Origin of the sequence: Bartonella sp. CB10SXKL (genome assembly GCF_042195515.1) — a bacterium.
GTDB lineage: Bacteria > Pseudomonadota > Alphaproteobacteria > Rhizobiales > Rhizobiaceae > Bartonella.
Genome location: NZ_JBHION010000005.1, coordinates 98,667 through 122,791, shown reverse-complemented (window position 1 = coordinate 122,791; position 24,125 = coordinate 98,667). Strand labels below are relative to the sequence as shown.

Sequence of the window (24,125 nt, the reverse complement as noted above, 5' to 3'; positions counted from 1 at the left end):
CCTATTAAGTTTTTAATAAGATTTTACCAGTACGAAATTGCTTTACTATCGAGAAATTCTTTAATTCCCCAATGTCCTCCTTCACGAGCGCGCCCAGAAAATTTTACACCTCCAAAGTAGCTTCCACTGGGTAATCCATGTCCATTAACTTCTACCATACCAGAGCGTACTTGTGCCGCAATACGACGACATTTGTTGCGATCTTGCGATTGAATATAGTTTGTAAGACCATACTCAGTCTCATTCGCTAAAGCGACGGCTTCTTCTTCTGTACTAAAAGAAAGAATCGAGAGAACTGGACCAAAGATTTCTTCTTTAAAAATACGCATATGAGGTTTTACATCAGCAAAGACTGTTGGACGGACATAATAACCGCGTTCCATTCCTTTTGGTAAACCAGTCCCGCCTGCAACAAGAGTTGCACCTTCATCAATTCCAGATTGGATAAGATCTTGAATTTTATCATATTGTTTTTTTGAAACGACAGGTCCAATATGATTTCCTTCTTGGCAGTTTGGTCCTACTTTTGTTGTTTCTGCAATATCTTTGGCTATTTTTATGGCTTTGTCATAGATGCTCTGTTCCACAAGCATACGAGTCGGTGCATTACAACTTTGTCCACTATTATAAAAGCAATGTCGTGCACCACGTTGAATAGCATCTGAGTCGGCATCAGCAAAGATAATATTCGCTCCTTTTCCACCAAGTTCCAGACAGACTCTTTTTAAAGTAGCGCTGGCATTTTTAGAAATATCTTTTCCTGCTCTAGTTGAACCAGTAAAGCTGATCATTTCTAAATCTGGATGTGCAGAGAGGTAAGAGCCGACAGTCGCACCATCACCATTGATTAAATTAAAAACACCGGCTGGAAGTGCGGCTTCATCTAAAAATTCAGCAAAAAGCATAGCAGAAAGAGGCGCAATTTCAGAGGGCTTTAACACCATGGTACAGCCAGCCAAGAGAGCAGGAATAACTTTAAGAGTTACTTGATTCATGGGCCAATTCCATGGCGTAATTAATCCTACGACGCCGATAGGATCGTAGTGAAGGATTGCTTGCTCATTTCCCTTTATTAAAGTTTCTTGGAACGAAAACTCTTTATAAGCTTCGATAAAATTGCGAATATGGGAACTTCCGGTTGCAGTTTGCGCATTAAGCGCCATATCAATCGGTGCTCCCATTTCCATTGAAATGGTTTTTGCCATGTCTTTGGAACGTTTTTCGTAGATCTCTAGAATTTTTTCAACAAATCCAAGACGCTCATTTTGTGACGTTGTTTTCCATTTTTGAAACGCTTCTTTAGCCGCATTAATTGCTTTATCGGCATCTTTTGTACTTCCAAGGCTAATGACAGCACAAGCCTCCTCTGTTGATGGATTAATGACGTCAAAATCGTGAGGAATGCTTGGCTCATCCCATAGACCATTGATATAAAATTTCCGTTTATTAAACATAATTCACTCCCTTTTTTCTATTTGTATTTATGTAATTATGATTGTCTTAGTCTAAGCCTTTTTAAACGAGGATAACAAGGGTAATCTTATAAAAACGCGAGAAATTAGATTATATCGTGATAATTGAGCATGGAGAATTCAATAGAGCAATGCTCATTGTATTATTGAGACTAGTTTCTCTTATGCAAAGGGAGAGAAAGAGAGGCATAGACAATTTTCTTGAAGCTTTTTTATCATGAAGTTTTCTTCAAAACAAATGAAATACGAGCTCTATGACACCATAAACTGAGCAATTTATATCGTAAATATGCAAAAGGCAGATTATGAATATGTATTATGGCATTATTTTTTTCATTAAAAAGTAACCATCAGCAAAAGGTTATTAACCTTCGTATGATAGTTTCTACGAATTCTTTTTGAAAAGGTTATTTTTCTCATTGCTATAAATTTGTTGGGTGCCATGCATAATTCGAAAACAAAATCTATTTCTACGTCTTCTTTTTCTGATGATAGTACGGAAGGTGCATCAAGAGAAGATTTATCTGTTAAGATTACTGAGATATTTCCTTATCCGGAAGTGTGGAAAAAGGCATTTGCCCTCGGAAAAAACGTCCGTTTCACGAGAACCCCAGAAGTTGAGATTTTGCGTCGTCGTATAGAAACAGATCCAGTTTTTGCAAAACAGTTTAAAATTTTTACGAAGCAAGATCAAAAAAAAATTACAGATACAGATATTGTACGTTGTAACAAGAAAACAACCAATATTCTTTCGACAAAAAAAGTCATTAATCCTCAATCAATAGAGAATAAAACATCAGTTTGTCATTCAACGGTTCTGAAGCAGTTGTCACGACAAGCTATTCATATGCCGTCAGCAAATATTCCACTTGAGGAGGATGAACAAGAACGTAAATTACAAGTGGAAAATGTGCTACAAAAAATAAAACCTGCTTTGCATCTTTCCGATGATGCATTTTTTGAGTGTGAATCTTTGATATTTGAACATGTGGAGACTCAAACGTCAAAAGAGGATGGAATATCAATTGATACGACAAATGAAATTACACCGGATATTCCCACAGCCTTTGATGAGTCAATAACGGCTCTTTATCGTGTTCTTGAATACCGCTTTCCACAACTCTATGATTCAATTACATCAGAATCTCCAGCGGAAAGGATGCGAGGCGTTGAGAAAATTTCTGATTTAATGCATACAAATAATGATACTACTAAAGAGAGTCATTCTAAGCTTTCTGTTGAAGATTCTGCTCATACGTTAAGTAATACAGGGGCGTTAAGCGATGCAGGGGCGAGTATAGAGACTGAAAATAGCAATAATACTGTCGCCAATAATACTGTTGATTGTATAAACAAAGCCGTCACAAAGAATTCAAAAGATTTTTCTGTGATGCAAGCAAACAGTAAAACTAAAACATTGCAATCTACTCGTATGCCATTAGGTAATTATGATTCTGCTTTTATGCAAAATATTCAATCTATTGACTGTGATGTTTATGAATTTCCTCCGATCAACTTATTACAGGAACCTGTTTTTCATGAAGGTACGATGATTCCTCAAGAAACATTAGAACGTGGTGCTGGACTTTTGGAAAGTGTTTTGGAAGATTTTGGCATTAAGGGTGAAGTTATCCATGTTCATCCAGGGCCAGTGGTAACAATGTATGAATTTGAACCCGCCGCGGGCGTAAAGTCATCGCGCGTTATTAATCTTTCTGATGATATTGCGCGTTCTATGTCTGCTATTTCTACACGCGTTGCTGTAATTCCTGGACGTAATGTTATCGGGATTGAGTTACCCAATGCGGTTCGTGAAACCGTTTATTTACGGGAATTAATCCAAACACGTTCTTTTCGTGAAAGTGAATTTAAACTTGCTCTTGCTTTGGGGAAGGGGATTAATGGTGAACCGGTCATTGCAGAATTAGCAAAAATGCCTCATTTATTGGTTGCAGGAACAACAGGATCAGGCAAGTCTGTTGCAATTAATACAATGATTTTGTCGATTCTTTATCGTATGACACCAAAGCAGTGTCGTTTGATCATGGTTGATCCTAAAATGTTAGAGCTTTCTGTTTATGATGGCATTCCACATCTTTTAACACCCGTTGTCACAGATCCCAAAAAAGCAGTAACAGCTTTAAAATGGGCGGTTCGTGAAATGGAAGAGCGTTATCGCAAAATGGCTAAGTTGGGTGTGCGTAATATTGATGGTTTTAATGCACGCGTTGCACTTGCAGCTCAAAAAGGCGAAACGATCATGTGTACTGTTCAGTCGGGTTTTGATAAGGAAACAGGGGAAATGCTTTATCATGAAGAAGCCATGGATCTCACGCAGCTTCCTTATATTGTTGTGATTGTTGATGAGATGGCTGATCTTATGATGGTGGCAGGGAAAGAGATAGAGAATGCCATTCAGCGCTTAGCGCAAATGGCGCGTGCGGCAGGTATTCATCTTATTATGGCAACGCAACGTCCTTCTGTTGATGTTATCACCGGTACAATTAAAGCAAACTTTCCTACCCGCATTTCTTTTCAAGTAACGTCAAAAATTGATAGTCGTACGATCTTGGGTGAACAAGGTGCTGAAACGCTTTTAGGTCAAGGGGATATGCTTCATATGGCTGGTGGTGGACGCATTGTGCGCGTTCATGGACCTTTTGTCTCAGATGAAGAAGTTGAATCCATCGTTGCACATCTTAAAATGCAAGGAAAACCTGATTATTTGGCAACGGTAACGGATAATGAAGACGATAACAAAGAGGATACTTCTGCTGATTCAGCGGCTGAAATTTCTGAGGAAGAAAATTTTGATGAAGAGGGTGAGGAACTTTATAACCAAGCTGTAAAAATTGTTATGCGTGATAAAAAATGTTCAACATCTTATATTCAGCGCCGACTTTCAATCGGCTATAATAAAGCAGCTTCTCTCGTCGAGCGGATGGAAGAAAAAGGCATTGTTGGAGCCGCTAATCATGTTGGAAAACGTGAAATTTTACTCAATGAAGGAAAATAAACAAACGCATTTAAAAATATGCAATTTTTTAAATATCTGACAGTTATTATTTAAATGTGCTTGTTTTATTTTTTTATATAATATTAAAAATTTAAATGGAGAGTAATAAAGCAAAAGCGATCTTTTGTATTAAGACTTCTGATGAGGTAAACAAGCTGATATCAAAGGAGATTATGAGATATTTTAACATTTCTAAATGATCTGGAATATAAAGAAATTAAACAAATCTTTATATGAAGAAAGATAATTTGTGTTCTCTTTTTTACAGAGAAAATTTTTAATAAAATAGTGCGGTGGTATATTTTTTCTTTTGTAGCGATTCTAATGAAAGAAAGATCTTTGTATGAATGCCTTCAAATGCCAAGAACTATTGGTAACATTAGGGGCTGAAATTAGTATAATGATGGTGCTAACCAGCTCTTTTATAAGTATAAAAATGGTAATGCACAATGCCTTGATATCCTCTATAGGGACTTTTACATTACACCATTTACAGATGACGTCGTAAAATAAGCTTGGGGATCTTGGGCGATATCTTTTCAAAAAAGGCGCATGAATGTGTAAAATAAGTGTATTCTTTTTGAGTACTATTTATGCGAGGGAGATGTTACCATTATTGTAACAAGATTTATTACATAATGGGTGAATAAGCAACAAGAGCTGGAAGCTTCTTTTTATTCTTGTTTTGTTGATGAAACAGTCAAAATTTTGCTACAGACAATTTATATGAGATATCAAGTTATTTTAACCAGAACAGATAATTGTAAACAAATTAGCATTATTCATTTGAGAGTAAATCCAACACTTTTTAGTTTTAGTTATGCCATTAAAAGCAGATGAGTTAAAGTTAAATACAAATGAATTAAAATCTCAGCAAGAAGCTTTTCGTTTTACACCAGAGCTTTTGCCACGGCCTTTTACGTGGGAAATCGATCACAATGGTTTGTTTTGTGAAGTCTCAAAAGAGCTAGCTGAAGTTGTTGGTCCTCTCTCTTCCTCTATTTTAGGGTGTAGTTTTCATGAACTTGCTCATCAATTTAATGATGATCGATATCTGGTTCTCAGTCGTTTTATTGAAGCGGCTATGCCTTGGAGTAAAGAGATTGTTCAATGGCCTGTTGATGGTTGCTTACAATGGCTTGATGTTGAATTGTCGGCTTTGCCAATTTTTGATGTTACAAAGCAGCTTAAAGGGTTTCGTGGCTTTGGTGTTTTAAAAATACAAAAAAAAGTCCAAGAAAAAAGAAATGAAAAGCTAGCAACAGAAATACCATGTCTTACGGAGATAGAACGCTCAGCTTTTCATGAAATTGCAGAGCAATTGCGTGATGAATTGAATTCATCGGTAAAAGAAGAAAATTTAGTTGAAGAAACAGCTATTCAGTTACCATATGCACAAACATTGCCGGTAAATGCTATAGAACAAGCTCTCGTAAAAGAGCCCGCTGCAGTTTTATCATTGTTGGATACAGCAACAGATGGTGTTTTATGGTTGGATGAAGAAGGCTTTATTCAATCAGCGAGTAGGGCAGCCTTAGCATTAATGGGTTATGAAATAAATGAACTGCGAGGACAGCCACTCTCTTCATTATTTACTTTTCAAAGCCGACTTTTGGTTGAAAAATATTTTAAATCAATCCGCATGGAGGGAAAAAATCAGGTTTTAAATCGCAGAGAAACAGCTGATTTAATGACGAAAAATCATAAAAATATAACCGTTTTGATAACGATTGTATTTTTGGCAAAGCAAGGAAATTATGCTGTTATGTTGCGTGATAGGACACAAACAGTTCCATCAGGAGAAAAAAAAGCAGAAGAGGATAAAATCGTTGGAGTTGTTCATGAAATACGAACACCTTTGAATGCTCTTATTGGTTTTGCAGAAATTATGAGAGAAGGCCGTTTTGGTTCGATAGAAAATGAGCGCTATCATGGATATTTACGCGATATTATTTCCTCTGGAAAACATATATTATTGCTGATTAATCAATTACTAGAGTGCTCGAAGATAAATTATTCTGGTTCCGATAACCAGATTGATTCTTCCCTTATTTCTGAAACATTTGATGTGATATCTTGTTTACGTGCGACGATAGCTTTTCTTGAGACACAAGCCAATCAGAACGGCATTATCATGCGTATTGTTGCTCCACCTCATGTTCCATTTATTCCTGTATCACAACAAGTGTTTCGCCAGATTATATGGAATCTTCTTTCCAATGCTATTCGTTTTACACCTTTGGGTGGACAGATTATTGTTCACGTTTCTTATAGAAAAGAACGTGTAAAAATTTCAGTGAGTGATAATGGTATAGGGATGAACGAAGAAGAGATTATACAGGCACTGCAACCTTATGGTCAAGTAGAGCGCAAGGATGGCCGATCTGGTGATAGCGCTTTTATGGGAACAGGTTTAGGGCTCCCAATGTGTAAAGCAATGGTGGAAGAAAGAGGGGGACAATTTTTACTGTTCTCCAAACCCAATTACGGAACAACTGTGGAAATGTTTTTTCCTCGTGTTCCATGATGTAAATCTTGCATAAAATTATTTTTTCTTAGCCAAAAGATCTCTAATTTCTGTTAACAGTTGTTCTTCTGAAGACGTTTTTTGGGGGCTTTCTTCTTCTTTTCTACGGATTTTGTTCATAGCTTTAACGAATAAAAAAAGCACCCAAGCAATAATGAGAAAATTGATAAGTAAAGTAATAAAGTGTCCATAGCTAATGGTTGCTCCAGTTGCTTTGGCGGCACTCAATGTTGCTTGTTTTTCGCCAGCAAGTTGAATAAACATATTAGAAAAATCAATTCCACCTGTAATCAATCCAATGATTGGCATAAAAATATCATTGACAATTGAGTTGACCAAGCTACCAAAAGCACCCCCTATAATCACACCGATAGCAAGATCAATCATATTACCTTTTAGGGCAAATTCTTTGAATTCTTTAAGCATTGCATTTTCCCCTTTATGTAAGTGATATACGGTAATTTACTTACCGCTTTTGATGAAAAAGGAAAGGGCAGATTTTGTTTTTATGATTATATTACAATATTAATATTATTTTCAAAGACTTTATAAGGTTTAATAAAGAGCTTTAGGGTTCTATTTGGATTTTAGGGCTCTATTTGAATTTACATAGAACCTTTCCTAGAAAAAAGCTTTTTTAATAAAAACTATATCTGCTTTTTCAACAGAAAGTAGAAAACTGTAGCTTAATTTATATAATTGCCTCAAGATTTTTATGTTAACATTAAAAAGAGAGATTTTTACACAATACCACAGTAAAACTTATAATTTAATTCCTCTTAATTTAGTAAGCGATAATAGAAATTAGGAGGGCATTATGGCTTATCTAAAAGCTATTTGTACTGGGTTGCATGAGCTAAAATGGAGATAATTCCGATGTAAGAAACACATTTCATCTGCTGGAAGATTGTATCAGTTTATAAATAGCAGAGCTCTAGGGTTTGCAAGATCATTTTGGTTTGGAAGTCGTTGGTATGATAGGTGTGAGTTCAACAATCAACTGTCATTACTTAAAATATATGTTAGACAGAGCACTTAATAGATGCAAAATTGTATTTAACGCATCAGAAATGGCAAAGGAAACAACGCAGATTCTTCAAAATTCTATCAATAGAGTACAAATTGATTGAACATTCTGTTGCTAATAAATGGTGCAACAATAGTATGAATTTAGATGTTTTTATGAACCATGTATCCTATAAATGCTAGGAAAAAAATAGCTTTATAGAACAAGCTTTGTTTCTGTTGAAAACAATATTACACAGAGGAACTTTGGGAATAGAGGGCATTTGCATGCATATTTAAGAGAATTATGAGCTTGCCTGCATAAGATGCCACAAAACCATGACTATGGTAAAGAGCCATTGATGTTTCAATTCATGCTGCATTTTATAAGATTAGGATTCATATTTTAATCTTTAAAAAATGTCGAAAAAGAGAAACATTTTTTAAGAATAAAAAGTTCTTTACACAGTATATATCAATATAAACATGTATGGCTATTATATGATGATTTTTCTTCTAGAAGGGGAATATTATTTGGATAATATGCTCTCTTTGATTGGAAATCTTTTGTGTTAAAAGATATAGGTGAGGTGCGATGGATCATTTTTATGTTGTGGAGAAGGATTAATGAGTTTTTTTCGTTGTATTGGCCGTTCTGCCTTATTTATGTTGGATCCAGAGCAAGCACACGGTTTAGCGATTCTCGGGCTGAAAAGTGGATTAAATGGTTGTCAAAAGGTTATCGACAAACGTTTGTGTGTAACTGTTGCTGGTCTTGAGTTTGAAAATTTTATTGGTCTTGCAGCGGGGTTTGATAAAAATGCAGAGGTTGTAGATGGTATTTTTCGTTTAGGATTTGGTTTTACTGAAATTGGGACAGTGACACCAAAGCCTCAGATTGGAAATCCTAAACCACGGCTTTTCCGTTTAAAAGAAGATGAAGCGATTATTAATAGAATGGGCTTTAATAATGACGGACATCAAGTTGTTTACAATAGATTGCGTGCGTGTAAAAAAACTGGTGTTATAGGAGTCAACATTGGAGCCAATAAGGATACGGTCGATAAGATTGATGATTATACTGTTGGTATTGTTCATTTTTATGATGTTGCTGATTATTTTACGGTTAATATTTCTTCTCCTAATACACCAGGTTTACGTGATTTACAGGCCCGTGACAGTTTGCATCTTTTGTTGAGTGCAGTTTCGAAAGCGCGAAATGAGCAAGAGAACAAGCATGGATTCCCCATTCCTATTTTTTTAAAAATTGCTCCCGATTTATCAGAGAAAGAATTAGATGATGTTGCTGAAGAAATAAAACTTTCTGATTTTAATGGACTGATTGTTTCTAACACAACTCTTTCACGCCAGGGGCTTAGCAATAGTCACTTCAGTAATGAACAGGGTGGGCTTTCTGGACGTCCACTTTTTGAGCGTTCTACTATTGTGCTTGCAAAAATGCGTCAAAAATTAGGGAAGGAGATTGCAATTATTGGTGTTGGCGGTGTAAAGGACGCACAAACCGCTTTGGAAAAAGTAAAAGCTGGTGCAGATTTAATTCAATTATATAGTGGGATGGTTTATGAAGGTCCAGATCTTGTCATAACTATTCTGCAAGAGATTTTGCAGATGATGCAACAAGATGGAGTTGATAACATAAAAAGCTATCGTGATCATAGTCTTGAACATTGGGCAAAATTTCCTTTGTAAAAAAACGCTTTTTTCTTCACAAAAAATTGCGAGATTTTTTTAAAGGGGCTTGCAAACTTTGTTGATTTTCCTTATGTCACATAAGCGTAAGAATAAATGTTTACGAAATCGTGAACATTTATGATACATTTTCTTTTTATGCGGTTGTAGCTCAGTTGGTTAGAGCGCTGGTTTGTGGCACCAGAGGTCGTAGGTTCAAATCCCACCAACCGTACCAAGAGAGACGTCATTTCTGCACTAATCGGTGGATTTTGTGCTACTGGTCTCGCGCATATAGGAGCCTGCAAATATGCTGCCATGCGACTTTCTAGTGTCCTCCATGAGATTGAAATCGAGAATCTTGAGGTGGCGGTAACGCATTATTGCAAAGACAAACCCTGGCTAGGGTTTGGTCATCCGATTATGCAACGGGATGTCTGGGTTTGATTTCTTTTTTTTACGCTTTCAGGCGCCTATGCGCCCCTTCAGTTCGCTTGCGCGATCTATTTCGGACAATACAGGACAGCAACCCAATGTCGATTTTCTAATTGCAAGCATCATGAGCAAACATCGGGCTGCTCCTGAGCTGGGATTGTTGGCTTTTTTCGTTTGTCGTATGCCGATACTTCTCGCGCACTATCAAGCGCGGTTTAGCTCTCATTCCTTCGGTTTATCATCAAAGGCTTTAAGAGAAAAATATAAAAAGGTCCCCCAATCATGGCTATAAAGCATCGCACCGAGCCAAATTTCTTGGGTATATGTCAGAGTATCACCTTAACCACACCGATGCGTGCTTGCGGGCAAATCGATATTTCTCACTGGGATTTAGCGCATAACTATTTGAAGCAGGGCTTGTTACTCGAAGCCTTGCATCAGTTTTCAGTTCGATTCGCCACCGTGGTGGCTAAAAACTTGGATCTCACTTATCGCTATCTCCCTGTTATGGTTGAACAGTTTTTCTCTACCGTCCATTTTGATAGCGATCGGTTGCGCGTTGAAGGACATATTGAACGCATTAATGAGGACTGCCGTATTCACTGTAAGTCCAGCCCATGCGACAATGGCAGGGCCGTTATTGCGCAGGCAATCATCATTGTCAGTAAGGTCTGCTTCCCTAGCTCGTGTTCTGAGAAAGCCGCTCTTCCATTACTAGGCGATTTATGTAAGATTTCCTCTGTAACCGGAGATTCTTGTACTTTTTCCTTTAATGCGCATCACCCGCTTTTTGAGGAACATTTCCCCTCCCGCGCCGTATGTCCTGGTTCACTATTGATTGAGATGGTTCTGGCTTTGTCCACGCAGGGTAGGGCGAAAAATATCGCATCTGTTGCGCTGAAAAAGGTAAAGTTCATTGAAGCAGTTTATCCGGGAGATACCTATCAGTTGACCATTAAACAGGATACAGAGTATGAACCGGGTGGCGTTTTTTATATTCATACGGAAACTAAAAAACGAAGCACTTGCGGTAAGTTTTCTATCAAATATAAAAAGGAGGATGCGCCATGTTTAACATAATAATCTCTTTTATTCCGTGGAGTATTTACTCCTGGGTTATCAATGGAAACTTTTTAACTCTGGTCGAACGCTCTCTCATCTTAACTGTGATTTTATTGTTCATTATTGCTGTGAATATTAAAATTGTCCGGCAGGGAGAACCCGTGATGATTACTAACATTCTGACAGTTATTGTCCTGTTTGTTAATTATTTCGCTGGATGGTCTACACTTTTACTGAACTACCCCACAGTTTTTTGCTATCTGTCACTTGCTCTGGTTTCATTGATTAGCTTGCTGGTAAAGAAACCCTTTACCATTTTTTATGCCAGTGCTGGTGTTTCTGAAGAAAAACGCAAACATATCCTATTTTATCTCATCAATAAATATATTACATGGATTTGGGTAATCATCTTTTTTGCCAATGGCCTTCTAGTGGCTTTTTTTACATGGACCCCGCAGATTTGGTTGGTCACTATGGGTTTAATTTGTACTGGTATTCTTTTTTCTAAATATCTTCCTAACATCATGCAATATTTTTATCGCATCAAACATCATGGAGCATAATATGTCATTGTTTAACATTCTGACCGGAACCCCTTTATGGGCTTGGATTTTGCTTATTTTTCTCATTGCGAGGGGAATAATCGCATTGAAAGATAGGGAAACGAAGGTTTACCGCCTTTTTCTCTTGCCGTTAGTCTTTCTTTTTTTGGGCGCAAGCGATGTGATTAACCAGCTGGCCTTCCCACGCTGGGGAGCAATCGCAATGTTGGCAGGGCTGATGATCGGCTTTGGCGTTGGCTGGTTGCTCTGGCGTGCTACTGCGCGTTTAAAAATCAAAGAGGGAACGGATTTAATTATTCGGCATGGTACGCCATTGACGCTGATATTTATTCTTATCGCTTTTGTCATCAAATTCACATTGATTGTTTTTCTCAATATTGAACCTGATTTGAAATATGCATTTGATTTTAATCTTCTTTTTGGTCTTTTAAGTGGGTTCACTGATGGTGTGTTTTGGGGCGGCACATTAAATTTATATATAGCATTTCGAAAGAATCCAAATTAGTTCCTATATCCTTAGCTGTTGATGCTTCTGTCAAGTATTATGATACAGAAGCGTCCGCTATTTTACGTTGAAACTGCGGCTGCTATACGACTAAGTGGCCTTACGCCTGAGTATGCAAGAGCGGCAGAGTTTGTACAGTCTACGCCATAATATGTGGAGCACTCTTGCGGGAATGAGTGCATTATTATTGCGATATACATGTAACCCTCTAGCTAATATTATATTAGTAAGGCTGTTTTTTGAAGCCGCTTGTAATTACGGTGTGTTTTTAAAGAGAACGTTCTAACCGATGTATCGCTTGCAGTACCATTTCTCTTTATAAGACTATTATCATTTCTTTTAGAAATCTGCACTTCTCACCTTTTTTTGCGTATGATCGATAACGTAGTTAAGATCCTTGAGATAGTGAATTTTTATCTCTTTTGCTAAAAATGCCCAAACCATCTTATTTAGTCGAGACTTTGTTTAAGAAGGGATCTTCTAAATTTATTTTTTCAATAGGATATAAATTTCTCGTTTTGGGTGCGCGGTAAACTTATAGCAGCAATAAGCTTAGGTTTATTGGTTCTAAGCGTGGAGGGAGTTGAGCTATCCAATGCAAAAGAATAAATTGCACTTTTGTCTGACTTTGTGAACACACACTATTTTCTGGACTAATCGAGGAAATAGAACATTCATGTGTTTGAGAGGATTAGACAATGAGTTGTAAACAATTAGAGCAAGAAATAGCCACAGTAAAGTATACGTCAATGTAGGAGCCCAAAGCCTTATGGCACACTTATTTCAGTGACGATTATTTAGGACAAACCCATCATGTGCTTGTGGTGCCAAAAGGCTATCAATGAGGGCAAGATTTACAAAAGCTTGAAAGTTATTGCCAAGCATATTACCGGCATCAATTGGAATAGCCATTTGTTTTTTGGCCTTGTAAGGCGGGGATGAGAGGATGACAGGGGACAAGAAAGGTGCTTAAACAAGCGATAAAACCAATACGCGGCGCTATATATAGACGTAAAACCGAAGAAGGTTTAAAGCAAGAGTTTAACTAACGGGACGACAAAAAGAAGCAGACGAAAGCTTTGTTAAAGCTTACCGTCATGAAGGTTGGCAATTAATACCAACGTTGCTGATAATGTAAAAATCATGCCGCAATATATTTAAGGAGCGAGTGCAAGAGATTAATACATTCCTATGGCAGATTGTAAAAGCATGGTTTGTACATGAGCCTAATTATATGATTGATAAGGCAATACAAATCACTCAGGGACAAAATGATAAGAGCTATATTTTATTATGAATCTGACACACAGTATAAAACCTATAAAGGCAAAGCGTTTTATGGCATGGGAAGGATTTTCAGCCTGCTGGTGGGCGTTTGAGGGTGTTTTTATTTTACCTTCCGTAAAAGGTATTTTAGCAAATCTTGCTTGTGCGGACAAGGGAAAACTAGAAGTGGATGCTGACATAATCCCTTGTGAAATGGTTTTTATTGCGTCGAAATAAATGATGAAGAAATTTATGTTTTCGTTGGCAGTGATAGTACTTGGATGTGCTTGTGCCAATTGATAAGCTTATTGATAATATTTGTAAGTGCCATAATAGCACACAAGAAAAAATATAAAATCGCTGTCTTTATTATGCCAAACAGCGGCTAATTTAGAGCGCGAAATTATTGCTTTTGCAAAGTAAATCAAAGAAAAGCAAAATGATCAAAATGTGGTAATGCGAATTGATTTAGCTGACTTGCGTAAGCAAAAAGAAATAAAACAAGCACAAGAAACTTTAAAAAATAAAGAGAACAGCTTATACGACACTTTTCATGAAAGTAAATTTGCAGAGGATACAGAAATAAATAGGATAAAAGGAATTGCGACGTACAAAAGAAATATTCATAGACATATTTTATACTAAGCGTAACGGAGAAGCGCAAAGATGAGTATAATAGCGGGTGAAGATAAAATAGAGGGCATGAGTCAAAGCCCTATTAATCCAAACATAGAAAAGTTAAAAGCAGTCTTTCCGCAATGTTTTGCTGAGGGAAAGCTCAATATAGATCAGCTTCTTAATCTATGCGGCGAATATATTGATAATGATTTTGAGAAGTTCAAATTTGAATGGAAGGGCAAAGGAGCAAGTTTAAAGCTTGCTCAAAAGCCTTCATTTGCGACATTGCGCCCGAAGCGCGAGGAGAGCGTAAACTTTGATAATACACATAATCTTTATATTAAGGGCGATAATCTTGAAGTGTTAAAACTTATCCAGCGGGCTTATTTTGGCCAAGTGAAGATGATCTATATAGACCCGCCCTATAATACGGGTAATGATTTTATCTATGATGATGATTTTAAAGACCCATTGGCGCGATATAAGGAAGTGACGAGCCAAACGACAAAATCGAACCCTGAGACAATGGGGCGGTTTCACACGGCTTGGCTCAATATGATTTATCCGCGCTTGCGTTTGGCACAGACCTTATTGCGTGACGATGGGGTGATTTTTATCTCAATAGATGATCATGAAGTTCATAATTTGCGCAAAGTATGTGATGAAGTGTTTGGCGAAGAGAATTTTGTTGCGCAGCTGGTGTGGAGGAAACGCACTGGTGCTAATGATGCGCAAAACAATGTAAGTACAGACCATGATTACATTTTGTGTTATAGTCGCAGGCACACTGTTTTTAGTGGAGTACAAAAGAGTTTTGCAAATTATACCAACCCCGATAATGACCCGCGCGGGCCTTGGATGGCTGATAATTTGACATGCAATAAAACAGCATCAGAGCGGCCAAATCTTAATTACCCGATTACTGATCCACAAACGGGTGTAGTTTACCAGTGTAATCCCAATCGTGTATGGGCTTATGAAAAAGGACGAATGGCAAACATCATCAAAGAAGGCAAGGTGATCTTCCCAAAAAACGGACAAGGTACGCCTACTTATAAACGTCATCAAACAGAAGTTAAATCTCAAACTAAACCATTTAGTACAATGCTTGAAACAGATATGAATTTTATAGCGACCAAACAATTACGAGAACTTTTAGGCGGCCAATTTTTTGATCATCCCAAGGGTGTGAGTCTTATAAAGCAATTGATTGAACAGACGACCAGTGACAACGACATCATTTTCGATTTTTTTGCTGGTTCTAGTACAACGGCGCATGCAGTGATGGCTTTGAATGCTGAAGATGGTGGTAATCGCAAATTCATCATGGTGCAATTGCCTGAATTATGTGATGAAAAGAGCGAAGCCTATAAAACTGGTTATAAAACTATCTGCGATATAGGTATTGAACGTATTCGCCGCGCTGGTGCACAAATCAAGCAAAAGCATGAAGCAGAACTCACAAGTGAGCAGCCTCTAGACACCGGATTTCGCGTTCTAGAGCTCGATAGTTCCAACTTTTCCATATGGGACGATAGCCCGATTGATCCGAATGCACTTGATGTTAAAGAACAATTGCAAATGCGCTTGGATCATATTTTGCAGGGGGTGAATCCCGAGCGCTCTCATCAAGATATTATCTTCGAAATCATACTTAAATATGGTTGGCCACTGGATTTAAAAATTTACCCTTTACCAATCAATGGCAAAAAATTCTATTATATAGGCGAGAGCGAAGGCGATGTCTTGGTAATTATAGCCATAGACCCGCCCTTTGAACCCGAAGATGCGGAAGAGATGATAAAGTATTTGCCCGTAAAAATCGTAGCGCTTGATGCGGCCTTTAAAAGTGATGAGGCGCTTATTAATTGCGACTTTATCTTTAAAGACAATGAAGTAAGTTTTGATAAAATTTAAACTATAGAGAGACGATTGGGGCGGCGATATGAAACTTAAATTTAAACAACAAGAATTTCAAAATGATGCGGTTAAAAGCGTCATTGATTTATTTAAAGGCCAACCACGACGGAATTCTTCTATTTTCTTGCATTCAGAACAAGGACAATTAGCGTTAAATGAATTTGGTTATGGTAATCAATTATTGATCAGTGATGAAAGCATATTAGCAAATTTACAAGAGGTGCAACAGAACAATAAACTCTTGGCGAGTAAGACGCTAGAGCAAAAGCAGTTTTCTATTGAGATGGAAACGGGAACAGGCAAAACTTATGTCTATAGCAAGACGATTTTTGAGTTAAATCAACGCTATGGCTTTACCAAATTTATTATCGTCGTACCAAGTGTTGCTATTCGCGAAGGGGTGTATAAATCACTTCAGGTAACAAGGGAGCATTTTCAAGCAGAGTTTGATAATCTGCCCTATCGTTATTTTATTTATAATTCAAAAGATCTTTCGCAAATTCGCCAATTTGCAAGCTCTACCAATATTGAAATTATGATTATCAATATTGATGCATTTAAAAAAGCAGAAAATATTATCAACCTTCCGCAAGATAGACTGAATGGCGAAAGTGCTATGCGCTATATCCAAGATACAAATCCGATTGTGATCATAGATGAACCGCAATCGGTGGATAATACAGCAAAAGCGAAGGAGGCTATTGCGAGCCTTAATCCGCTTTGTGTTTTCCGCTATAGTGCCACGCATAAAGATGAGATTAATCTTTTATATCGTTTAACACCTGTTGATGCTTATAAAAAAGGACTGGTAAAGCAAATTTGTGTTTCTTCTAATCAGATAGAGCAAAATTTTAACCGTCCCTATATTGCCTTGAAATCCGTATCTCACAAACATGGCTTTAAGGCGCGCTTAGAGTTGGATATTGCGGGAAAGAATGGCACTGTGAGCCGCAAAACAGTTACAGTGAGACAAGGCGATGATCTGTATCGCGTTACGGGCGGGCGTGAGCTTTATAGGGGTTATATTGTTTCGGGTATCAATTGCATGGCGGGGGATGAAGCTGTTGAGTTTTCTGATACTGAAATTGTCAAATTTGGCCACGCCCTTGGTGATGTGAATACAATAGAGCTTAAACGCGCGCAAATTTATCGCACTATAGAAACACATTTAGATAAAGAATTGCGGCTTGCGCCTTTAGGGATTAAAGTTTTATCACTTTTTTTTATTGATGAGGTGGCTAAATATCGTAGCTCTGATGAAGAGCCAGCACTTTATGAGCGTATGTTTGAAGAATGTTATGAAGAGCTGTTGGCGAAAAAGAAATATGCCTCCTTGCGAACTAAGTTTGCACAAAATGTTCGAAACGTGCACGGCGGTTATTTCTCGCAAGACAAAAAAGGCGTCTATAAGGATACAAAGGGCGACAGCCAAGCTGATGATGACACTTATAACACGATTATGCGTGATAAGGAGTGGTTATTATCTTTTGCATGCCCCTTGCGTTTTATCTTTTCGCATTCGGCCTTGAGAGAAGGCTGGGATAATCCGAATGTGTTTCAAGTGTGTATGTTGATTGAGCAAAAATCGAATTTTACCGTACGGCAAAAGATTGGTCGCGGTTTGCGCTTGTGCGTAAACCAACACGGTGAACAGGTAGAAGATAAAGATATAAATGTGCTGCATGTCATGGTGAATGAAAGCTTTGCTGAGTTTGTGAGTACATTGCAAAAAGAATTAGAGGCGGATATTGGTTATAAACTTGGTACATTGCAGATGGAGCATTTGGTTGGCCGTATTTATGAAGATGTAAAATATGTGGCCGCTAAAGTGGAAGTATCGCAAGCACAAAAAATTGTTAAAATACTTGTTGCAAAAGATTTTATTGATGAGGCAGGTGTCGTTAAAGTAGATCAAGATTTAGTAGCGAGCGAATTTGATGCTATAGGGGCGGAGGAAATGCCACGCGAATTGCGTCAAGAAATTGTGAAAAAAACTGATGCGGGCGCGCTTATTAATGTTGAGACGCTGCAAGATCTGATTTATATGACAACTGTGACAGAAACAAAAATTCTGTCTTCGCAAGAGGCTGCTGATATATTGGTTGAGTTGCGTGAAAAAGCCTTGCTTACATCAGCAGGAAAAATCACAGATACATTAAAAGCGCAATGGGCGACTGGGACGTTAGATTTAAGTGAACGTTTTAGTAAAGGGCAGAAGCAGGCTGTGCTGCAGGCGCTAGAAGCGAGCCAAGCCATGCCGATTATTCGTAATGCTACGCGCGAGGTGCGGGTTAAGCTTAAAAAGCAAACAGTGGCTTCACCAGAGTTTTTGGCCTTGTGGGAAAAGATAAATAAAAAGACCACTTATCGTGCAAAGCTTGATCGCACAGAGTTTGTTGCCAAAGCAGTGGATGCAGTGGAAAAAATGGCGCCAGTTGCGCCCGCGCATTTGGTTTATCAGACAGCAGAGATAGAACTGGATAGTGCTGGTGTGACCTATGAAGAGCAGTTATTAAAGCAGAGTGCGCTTGATTATAGTTTTTGTGCACTGCCGAACATTGTACATTATTTGACCTTAAAGCTGAAATTAACCACAAAGACAATTATTGGTATTTTGACAAAGAGTGGTCGTGAGCATGAGTTTGTAAAAAATCCACAAGCTTTTTTAGAGCGCATAGAAGAAATACTCAATAAAACCCATGTTAATCTTACAATTGATGGCATTAAATATTTAAAGCTGGTCGGGCAAGAATATAGTGTGCAAGAGCTTTTTACCAGTGAAGAGCTTGTGGCAAATTTAGAGCGTACAGCTGTTGTGAGTGAGAAGAGTGTGTATGATCATGTGGTTTATGAAAGCAGTGTGGAGAAAGAGTTTGCACAAAGTCTTGAAAATGATCCTGAAGTCAGATTGTTTTTTAAACTACCAAGAAGTTTTAAAATAGCCACTCCCATTGGTTCTTATACGCCTGATTGGGCAGTTTTTTTAGAGCGAGATGGCGAACAAAAGCTTTACTTTGTGCTGGAGACAAAAGGGGCAAACAGCGAGTTTGATTTGCGACTTAAAGAAATACTGAAGATTAAATGCGGCAAAGCGCATTTTGCTGCACTGCAAACGAGCGTTGCGTTTAACGACCAGCCGGTGATAAATTGGCGTGAATATAAGCGTACTTTGCCCGAAGGGGCGCATGAGTTTCCAAGTGCTGCGGTGGTTGTTACAGAATGATTGGAGCATGAAATACTTAAGGGGGAGGGGAGAAAAGCTTTTTATATCAAAATAATAAATTGATAAAAGGTAGTTATAATGTACACTTCATGTTGAATTTAATTGTTTTCATTTAATACAGGAGGTAAAGTTATGAAAACTAAAGATATGTATAAACCACTGAAAAAAAATTAAACGGGTTGATGTTGCTGCGCTCAAAGCCCGAGCAAGTGAGCAGAAAATGGCTGCTTGAGGCGCTTCTATGAATTGAAGTTTGAAAATATACAAAGCTGGCGGTAAAAAAAGCTGCCAGCTTTATAGCTTTTGGATATATTAATGACGATAGATTATGAAGTTAAAAAGTTGCTCTATGGCTGTGGGGCAATGAGCGGGGTTCGGCTGATTACAGGTTCCTTCCATGCTTTTTTTTTCTTGTCTATGGGCGTTAGTATAGCACAGTTAGCCTTATTGCAAATTGTGTTTAGCGCGGCTATTTGTATTTTTGAAGTGCCTTGTGGGATTTTAGGAGATAAAATCGGCGTTAAAAAAAATGTTATCTTATCATGTTTCTTTTTTTCGCTCTTCTTCTTTTTATGTATTTACGCGCCTAATCTTTCTGTCTTAATTCCGGCAGAAATTATATATGCTTTAGGCTTTGCTTTATGCTCTGGCGCTGATAGCACATGGATTAAAGGCTTAATCGACGGCGGTGGATACAAGGGTAGTTTGATCTACCACCAAGTAAACGTCTATAAGCGGGAACTGACGGCATTCATGAATATGGTTGCTGGTGCGCTAGGTGTTCTTATTGTTTTGTGTATGGATAATTATCAGTCGGCATATTATTTTTGTTCTTTCGGGTTTCTCATGCTTGTATTCTTGTTTAGTCGGGTGACGGGGATAGGTATTGCATCCGCTTCGGATAGTCAGTCAATAGACTCGGGTTCTTTGTTGCATGCAACAGAAGCTTTTACTTATTTAGTTACCTCAAAAATCGGGTTATATTATATATTGATATGTGGTTTTATTGTTGCTGCATTGCAGCCAATATTTCATTTTTGGCAACCTTTTATTTTGGGACAGACAGGAGTATTAGACAATGCGACAGGAAAGACTAAAATTCTTATTCTTGGCCTGTGCTTTGTGTCTTATACTCTCGTAAAATACTTATTTAATCGCTTTGTAATTAAATATCTTATGCAAAAATATGCTCCTATGGCGATAACTTTGTGCTCACTCGTCCTAAGTGCTGTTGTTATGCTTGCTCTGCTTCTCGTTGCAAACAGTTGGGCTCCTATTATTTTATTCACCGTATTTCACAGTTTTTTTTCTGTTCCTATGACGCAGTTTGAAGCAGAGTTTTTTAAACATATTCAACAAAAGAATGCAAATACGGTTTTATCCATTGTTAGTTTTCTTGCGCGTATTTTTGGTATTTTAGCGCTTGTGCTGATTGGTTGGTTGGCAAATAATGTTTGTATAGAAGCAGCTTTTTGTTTTGCCTTGGTTTGTATATGTTCAATTATCCCGCTTAATTTGGCCTGGCTTTATACTGATAAAAAGTTAATAAAAAACGAAGAGGTCTGAGAGTGAAGATACAGTTGAATAGGGCCTTGCCTGTGACTTACATAAAGACACAGGAAAAAATAGTGTGTGGGTCATCTTATATGGATTGAGTCGAAATTAATAGCTGTCCATCGTTTTTAGTAGAGATGCTTATCGATTTGAATGCGCCAAATGATTGTGCGGCTATTAGCCAGAAATATCGCGAACGAGCATATCAAGAGGATATGATATTGATGTGTTGTTAAATGAATACTTCAGATTGGATTCGGAGGTGGACAAAATTATTATTTTTGGAGAGGGCAATCATTCATATGAAGTCTCTATAGTTTTGTGATGTGGACATGGTGCGTATAGTTATAGAATGCTCTCCTAGTGAGTGCTAGATGGTGCTTTTGCGTCCGTAAAATATTGTGCGTTGGTTGTTGAAATAAAGTTTCATAATTTTAGATCGTAGAGCGGTGGGGCATCGAGGTGCCTTATGTATCATAAACGCTCTTTTTTAATTGGTGTATAGGCACAATGGATTGTAAAAATGCTAATGCCTGTGTTTTTTGACAACTTGGTCGGCTTTGTTTTTTTACGTATGTAAGCAGCGAGTAAGCAAAGGTTAGCACAGGTGTATTACTTGCAGTACCAAAAAGTTTGATTAAAAATACTAAAAATGGATATACAAGACGAACAAACGGCTCGCTGAGGATCTTTTATCAATGACTGTAGTTGCTTGGGGGCATAGTATTGTACAAAAAAACGCATGGCATAAAGTCCAAAAAACCAATAAAGGTGCATTGCGCTTCTTTTTTAAGAACTGGGCATCTCCTCTTACCTTAATGCGTTCTCATTATGCATCCTTTACACAAGACTTGCGATGGAAAGACTTTACGGAAAAAATCAATGTGTTTTGTTTAAAAGATCCGAGCTTAATATGCCCTTCAATATGGAAAGATATTTCACAATGTTTGTTGTGATGAAGCAATTGCTCTCTCTTGGCATGCCTCTGGCTGTTGGGTTTATCTTTCAGATGATGATTTCCTTCACAGATGCAGCGCTTGTAGCGCATTTAGGCGTGCAAGCCTTGAGTGGTACAATGTTAGCTCTGAGTATATTTAGTTTTGTTATGTTGTTTGGGCTAGGTATTATTACCGCGGTTGCACCAAAACTTGCGGAAAGTTTTCGCAGACAAGATAGATATGCATTAAAGGCATGGTTTGATCAAGGAATATGGCTTTCCCTTGTGATTGGAATGATGAGTGCAATCATTTTACTCAATACGAGGAATATTTTGTGTCTTCTCGGCCAAGATGAGACAATTGCCAATATAGCACAGGAATATAATAGTGGCGCTGCTATAGGAGTGGTGTTTTTTTATCTTTATGTGAATAGCCGAGGATTGCTGTCAGCAATTGGTAATCCACAGCCCTTAACTTGGGTTATGCTTGCGGCTATCATCGTGAACTTTTTTATCTCTTGGCTGCTTATTTTTGGTATAGGTTCTGCAAGCGGATTAGGTGTCTTTGGTGCAGGAATTGCGAGCAGTTTGATCCGTATTTTAATTGTTATTGCAGCAGCAATAATTTTGTCCCGCAATTCTGCTTTTCATTCTTTTCGCTTTAATTATTTGAGACCAAAGTTAGAGATTTCACGAATAATAAAATTGCTGCGAGTAGGGCTACCTATTGGTATACGTATTCTTATTGCGGAGGGCTTTCCTTCGGTCATTGCATTCATGATTACGGCTTATGGGATCGAATCTTTGGCCGCACATACGATAGGGATGCGACTCGATATGCTTATTTCTGTGGTGGCTTTGGGGATTTCCAGCGCAGCCGCGACAATAGCAGCGTGGTATAGAGCAGATAGGAATAATATGGCTCTAAAACAATTGCGTATGAGTGTCACAGTTTTTGCTGTAGCTTATGTCTTATTTTTATCAGTGGTTGTTTATCTCTCTTATGAATTTATCCTTACAACCATCTTTAATATTTCTGAAGACAGCGTTGTTGTTTTCTCTTGGAAGTTGCTTCCGTTCATTTTATTGTCTTTTGCTTTTGGCACTTTAGGAGCTATGCTCAATGGCATACTTGTGGGTTTGCTTGATACGTTTTGGTCAACAATTGTTGTAGCAATAAGTTATTGGGGGTTAGGCCTATTTGGGGGAGCGCTAATGGCAAATTTTTTTGAATATGGCTTTATTGGCTACTGGCTTGGCATGATTGGTGCAAGTTTAATCGTTTCTCTCTTTAATTATATGCGCGTGGGTTATTTAATAAAATGCAATCCTATGGGGGCAGAGTGAGTGTTATAAAAGCGCTTGTAAAGCACTAGCTGTGAAGGCTTAGCTACTCACCATCCATAGAGGCTGTTTTTACTTCTATGGAGATAACAATATAGGTTACAAAACTTGCTTAATATTGAAAAGAAGTGTCTTTGATTGTAGCCTCAATATTATTTGTTGAGTTTTTAAAATAATATGGGTTTATTAAAATCATTCGGCTACAATTTAAGAGTAAGTTCGGTAGATTGGAAGAGTTTAATACCTTAAAAAATGACGAGAAAAAACGTGCTTATATTCATACGCCGTTGAGGAGGCATTTAAAAAAGTTGTTGTTTTTATAAGTCATTACCATTGTGATGCTAAAACGCATGCATTTGTCAAAACAATCGCAGACGCTAACGATGTTATTCTTGCAAGCCCTGTTTATCACGGGTCTTATTCAGGGGGGATTGAAGAATGCTCTTGATAATTTAGAGTATAATGCTTTTGGGATAAAGTTTTTAGTCATCTCTCTCATGACAATATAACCCAAAATGCGCACTGCCCTGTGTATATTTGGTACCAATTGTGCATACGCTTTATGGACAGGCGCTGCAATATCAAGTTGCTTCGGCTAAAGATGATTTTGCATTTGAGAATGAAAACCGCACACGGAGACTTAGCAGCGTAAATGTACGGGCTTACTGCGCACATCTTGCTGATAAAATGTACAATAAGGGTGGAGGATATGATCAAAAATGATAGGAAATACCGTTATTTAGTCATTGGTGGTGCAGGAATATTGGCTCCCTTCGCCGGTTATTAGGGCTGAACAACGTGATTATCGCAGCGCGTTTTCGTTCTCATCAATCCAAAATTGAGTTATTTCAGACAAGGGCTAAATGTATATTTTGGAGATTATTATAAGCCATAGGCACAATTTTTAAAAGGGGTACCCCTATGGACGGGCTTGAAATATTGCATATTATGGGGGGGCATTCGCTTGCACATGCATTTTCGTGTAGGTT

Annotated in this window: 18 protein-coding genes and 1 tRNA gene; 17 read left to right on the top strand and 2 right to left on the bottom strand. The window is 37.9% G+C overall.

The window, feature by feature from the left end:
- Positions 1-23: 23 nt before the first annotated feature.
- The gene (locus tag ACFIK3_RS04335; RefSeq protein WP_375676308.1) at positions 24-1,454 is read right to left on the bottom strand and encodes an aldehyde dehydrogenase family protein; all 1,431 of its coding nucleotides are present in this window, start codon (positions 1,452-1,454) and stop codon (positions 24-26) included.
- Between the two features lie 460 nt (positions 1,455-1,914).
- Between ACFIK3_RS04335 and ACFIK3_RS04330 the strand changes: the two genes are divergently transcribed.
- Together ACFIK3_RS04330 and ACFIK3_RS04325 are read left to right on the top strand one after the other, a co-directional pair.
- Complete coding sequence (locus ACFIK3_RS04330; protein WP_273790358.1) at positions 1,915-4,488, top strand: DNA translocase FtsK; 2,574 nt, start codon at positions 1,915-1,917, stop codon at positions 4,486-4,488.
- A gap of 820 nt (positions 4,489-5,308) precedes the next feature.
- On the top strand, positions 5,309-7,015 hold the full coding sequence (locus ACFIK3_RS04325; protein ID WP_375630987.1) for an ATP-binding protein: 1,707 nt from the start codon (positions 5,309-5,311) through the stop codon (positions 7,013-7,015).
- Positions 7,016-7,033: 18 nt separating this feature from the next.
- On the opposite strand, the gene mscL is transcribed toward ACFIK3_RS04325, so the two are convergent.
- Complete coding sequence (gene mscL / locus ACFIK3_RS04320) at positions 7,034-7,441, bottom strand: large conductance mechanosensitive channel protein MscL (RefSeq protein ID WP_273790360.1); 408 nt, start codon at positions 7,439-7,441, stop codon at positions 7,034-7,036.
- A 1,206-nt stretch (positions 7,442-8,647) separates the two neighbouring features.
- Between mscL and ACFIK3_RS04315 the strand changes: the two genes are divergently transcribed.
- From ACFIK3_RS04315 to ACFIK3_RS04245, 15 genes are all read left to right on the top strand, one after another.
- Positions 8,648-9,730 carry a quinone-dependent dihydroorotate dehydrogenase gene (locus ACFIK3_RS04315; RefSeq protein ID WP_375676307.1) on the top strand — a complete coding sequence of 361 codons (1,083 nt, stop codon included), beginning with the start codon at positions 8,648-8,650 and terminating at the stop codon, positions 9,728-9,730.
- A gap of 140 nt (positions 9,731-9,870) precedes the next feature.
- Positions 9,871-9,947, top strand: a tRNA-His gene (locus tag ACFIK3_RS04310).
- A 195-nt stretch (positions 9,948-10,142) separates the two neighbouring features.
- Entirely contained in the window at positions 10,143-10,436 is a 294-nt protein-coding gene (locus tag ACFIK3_RS04305) for a hypothetical protein (protein ID WP_375676306.1), read from the top strand.
- Positions 10,427-11,224 carry a beta-hydroxyacyl-ACP dehydratase gene (locus tag ACFIK3_RS04300; RefSeq protein WP_375676305.1) on the top strand — a complete coding sequence of 266 codons (798 nt, stop codon included), beginning with the start codon at positions 10,427-10,429 and terminating at the stop codon, positions 11,222-11,224. Before ACFIK3_RS04305 ends, ACFIK3_RS04300 begins: the two co-directional genes overlap by 10 nt.
- Entirely contained in the window at positions 11,212-11,769 is a 558-nt protein-coding gene (locus ACFIK3_RS04295) for a hypothetical protein (RefSeq protein ID WP_375630991.1), read from the top strand. Before ACFIK3_RS04300 ends, ACFIK3_RS04295 begins: the two co-directional genes overlap by 13 nt.
- A gap of 1 nt (position 11,770) precedes the next feature.
- A complete protein-coding gene (locus tag ACFIK3_RS04290) occupies positions 11,771-12,274 on the top strand; it encodes a DUF6622 family protein (RefSeq protein WP_273790365.1) in 504 nt (167 codons plus the stop codon).
- A gap of 813 nt (positions 12,275-13,087) precedes the next feature.
- A complete protein-coding gene (locus ACFIK3_RS04285; RefSeq protein WP_375630993.1) occupies positions 13,088-13,216 on the top strand; it encodes a DUF2924 domain-containing protein in 129 nt (42 codons plus the stop codon).
- Between the two features lie 351 nt (positions 13,217-13,567).
- Positions 13,568-13,777 carry a hypothetical protein gene (locus tag ACFIK3_RS04280; protein WP_273790367.1) on the top strand — a complete coding sequence of 70 codons (210 nt, stop codon included), beginning with the start codon at positions 13,568-13,570 and terminating at the stop codon, positions 13,775-13,777.
- A gap of 213 nt (positions 13,778-13,990) precedes the next feature.
- A complete protein-coding gene (locus ACFIK3_RS04275; protein WP_375676304.1) occupies positions 13,991-14,185 on the top strand; it encodes a hypothetical protein in 195 nt (64 codons plus the stop codon).
- A gap of 21 nt (positions 14,186-14,206) precedes the next feature.
- Positions 14,207-16,075 (top strand): site-specific DNA-methyltransferase, encoded by a 1,869-nt coding sequence (locus ACFIK3_RS04270; protein WP_375676303.1) that lies wholly within the window; start codon positions 14,207-14,209, stop codon positions 16,073-16,075.
- A 28-nt stretch (positions 16,076-16,103) separates the two neighbouring features.
- Positions 16,104-19,301, top strand: coding sequence for a DEAD/DEAH box helicase family protein (locus ACFIK3_RS04265; protein WP_375630996.1), 3,198 nt, complete (start codon positions 16,104-16,106; stop codon positions 19,299-19,301).
- A 315-nt stretch (positions 19,302-19,616) separates the two neighbouring features.
- Complete coding sequence (locus ACFIK3_RS04260; RefSeq protein WP_375676302.1) at positions 19,617-20,867, top strand: MFS transporter; 1,251 nt, start codon at positions 19,617-19,619, stop codon at positions 20,865-20,867.
- Between the two features lie 931 nt (positions 20,868-21,798).
- Positions 21,799-23,139, top strand: a complete 1,341-nt coding sequence (locus tag ACFIK3_RS04255; protein WP_375676301.1) for an MATE family efflux transporter — start codon at positions 21,799-21,801, stop codon at positions 23,137-23,139.
- Positions 23,140-23,455: 316 nt separating this feature from the next.
- Positions 23,456-23,584: an NAD(P)H-dependent oxidoreductase gene (locus ACFIK3_RS04250; protein ID WP_375663711.1), complete on the top strand. Its 129-nt coding sequence runs from the start codon at positions 23,456-23,458 to the stop codon at positions 23,582-23,584.
- A gap of 101 nt (positions 23,585-23,685) precedes the next feature.
- Complete coding sequence (locus ACFIK3_RS04245) at positions 23,686-23,859, top strand: hypothetical protein (RefSeq protein WP_375663708.1); 174 nt, start codon at positions 23,686-23,688, stop codon at positions 23,857-23,859.
- Positions 23,860-24,125 lie beyond the last annotated feature (266 nt).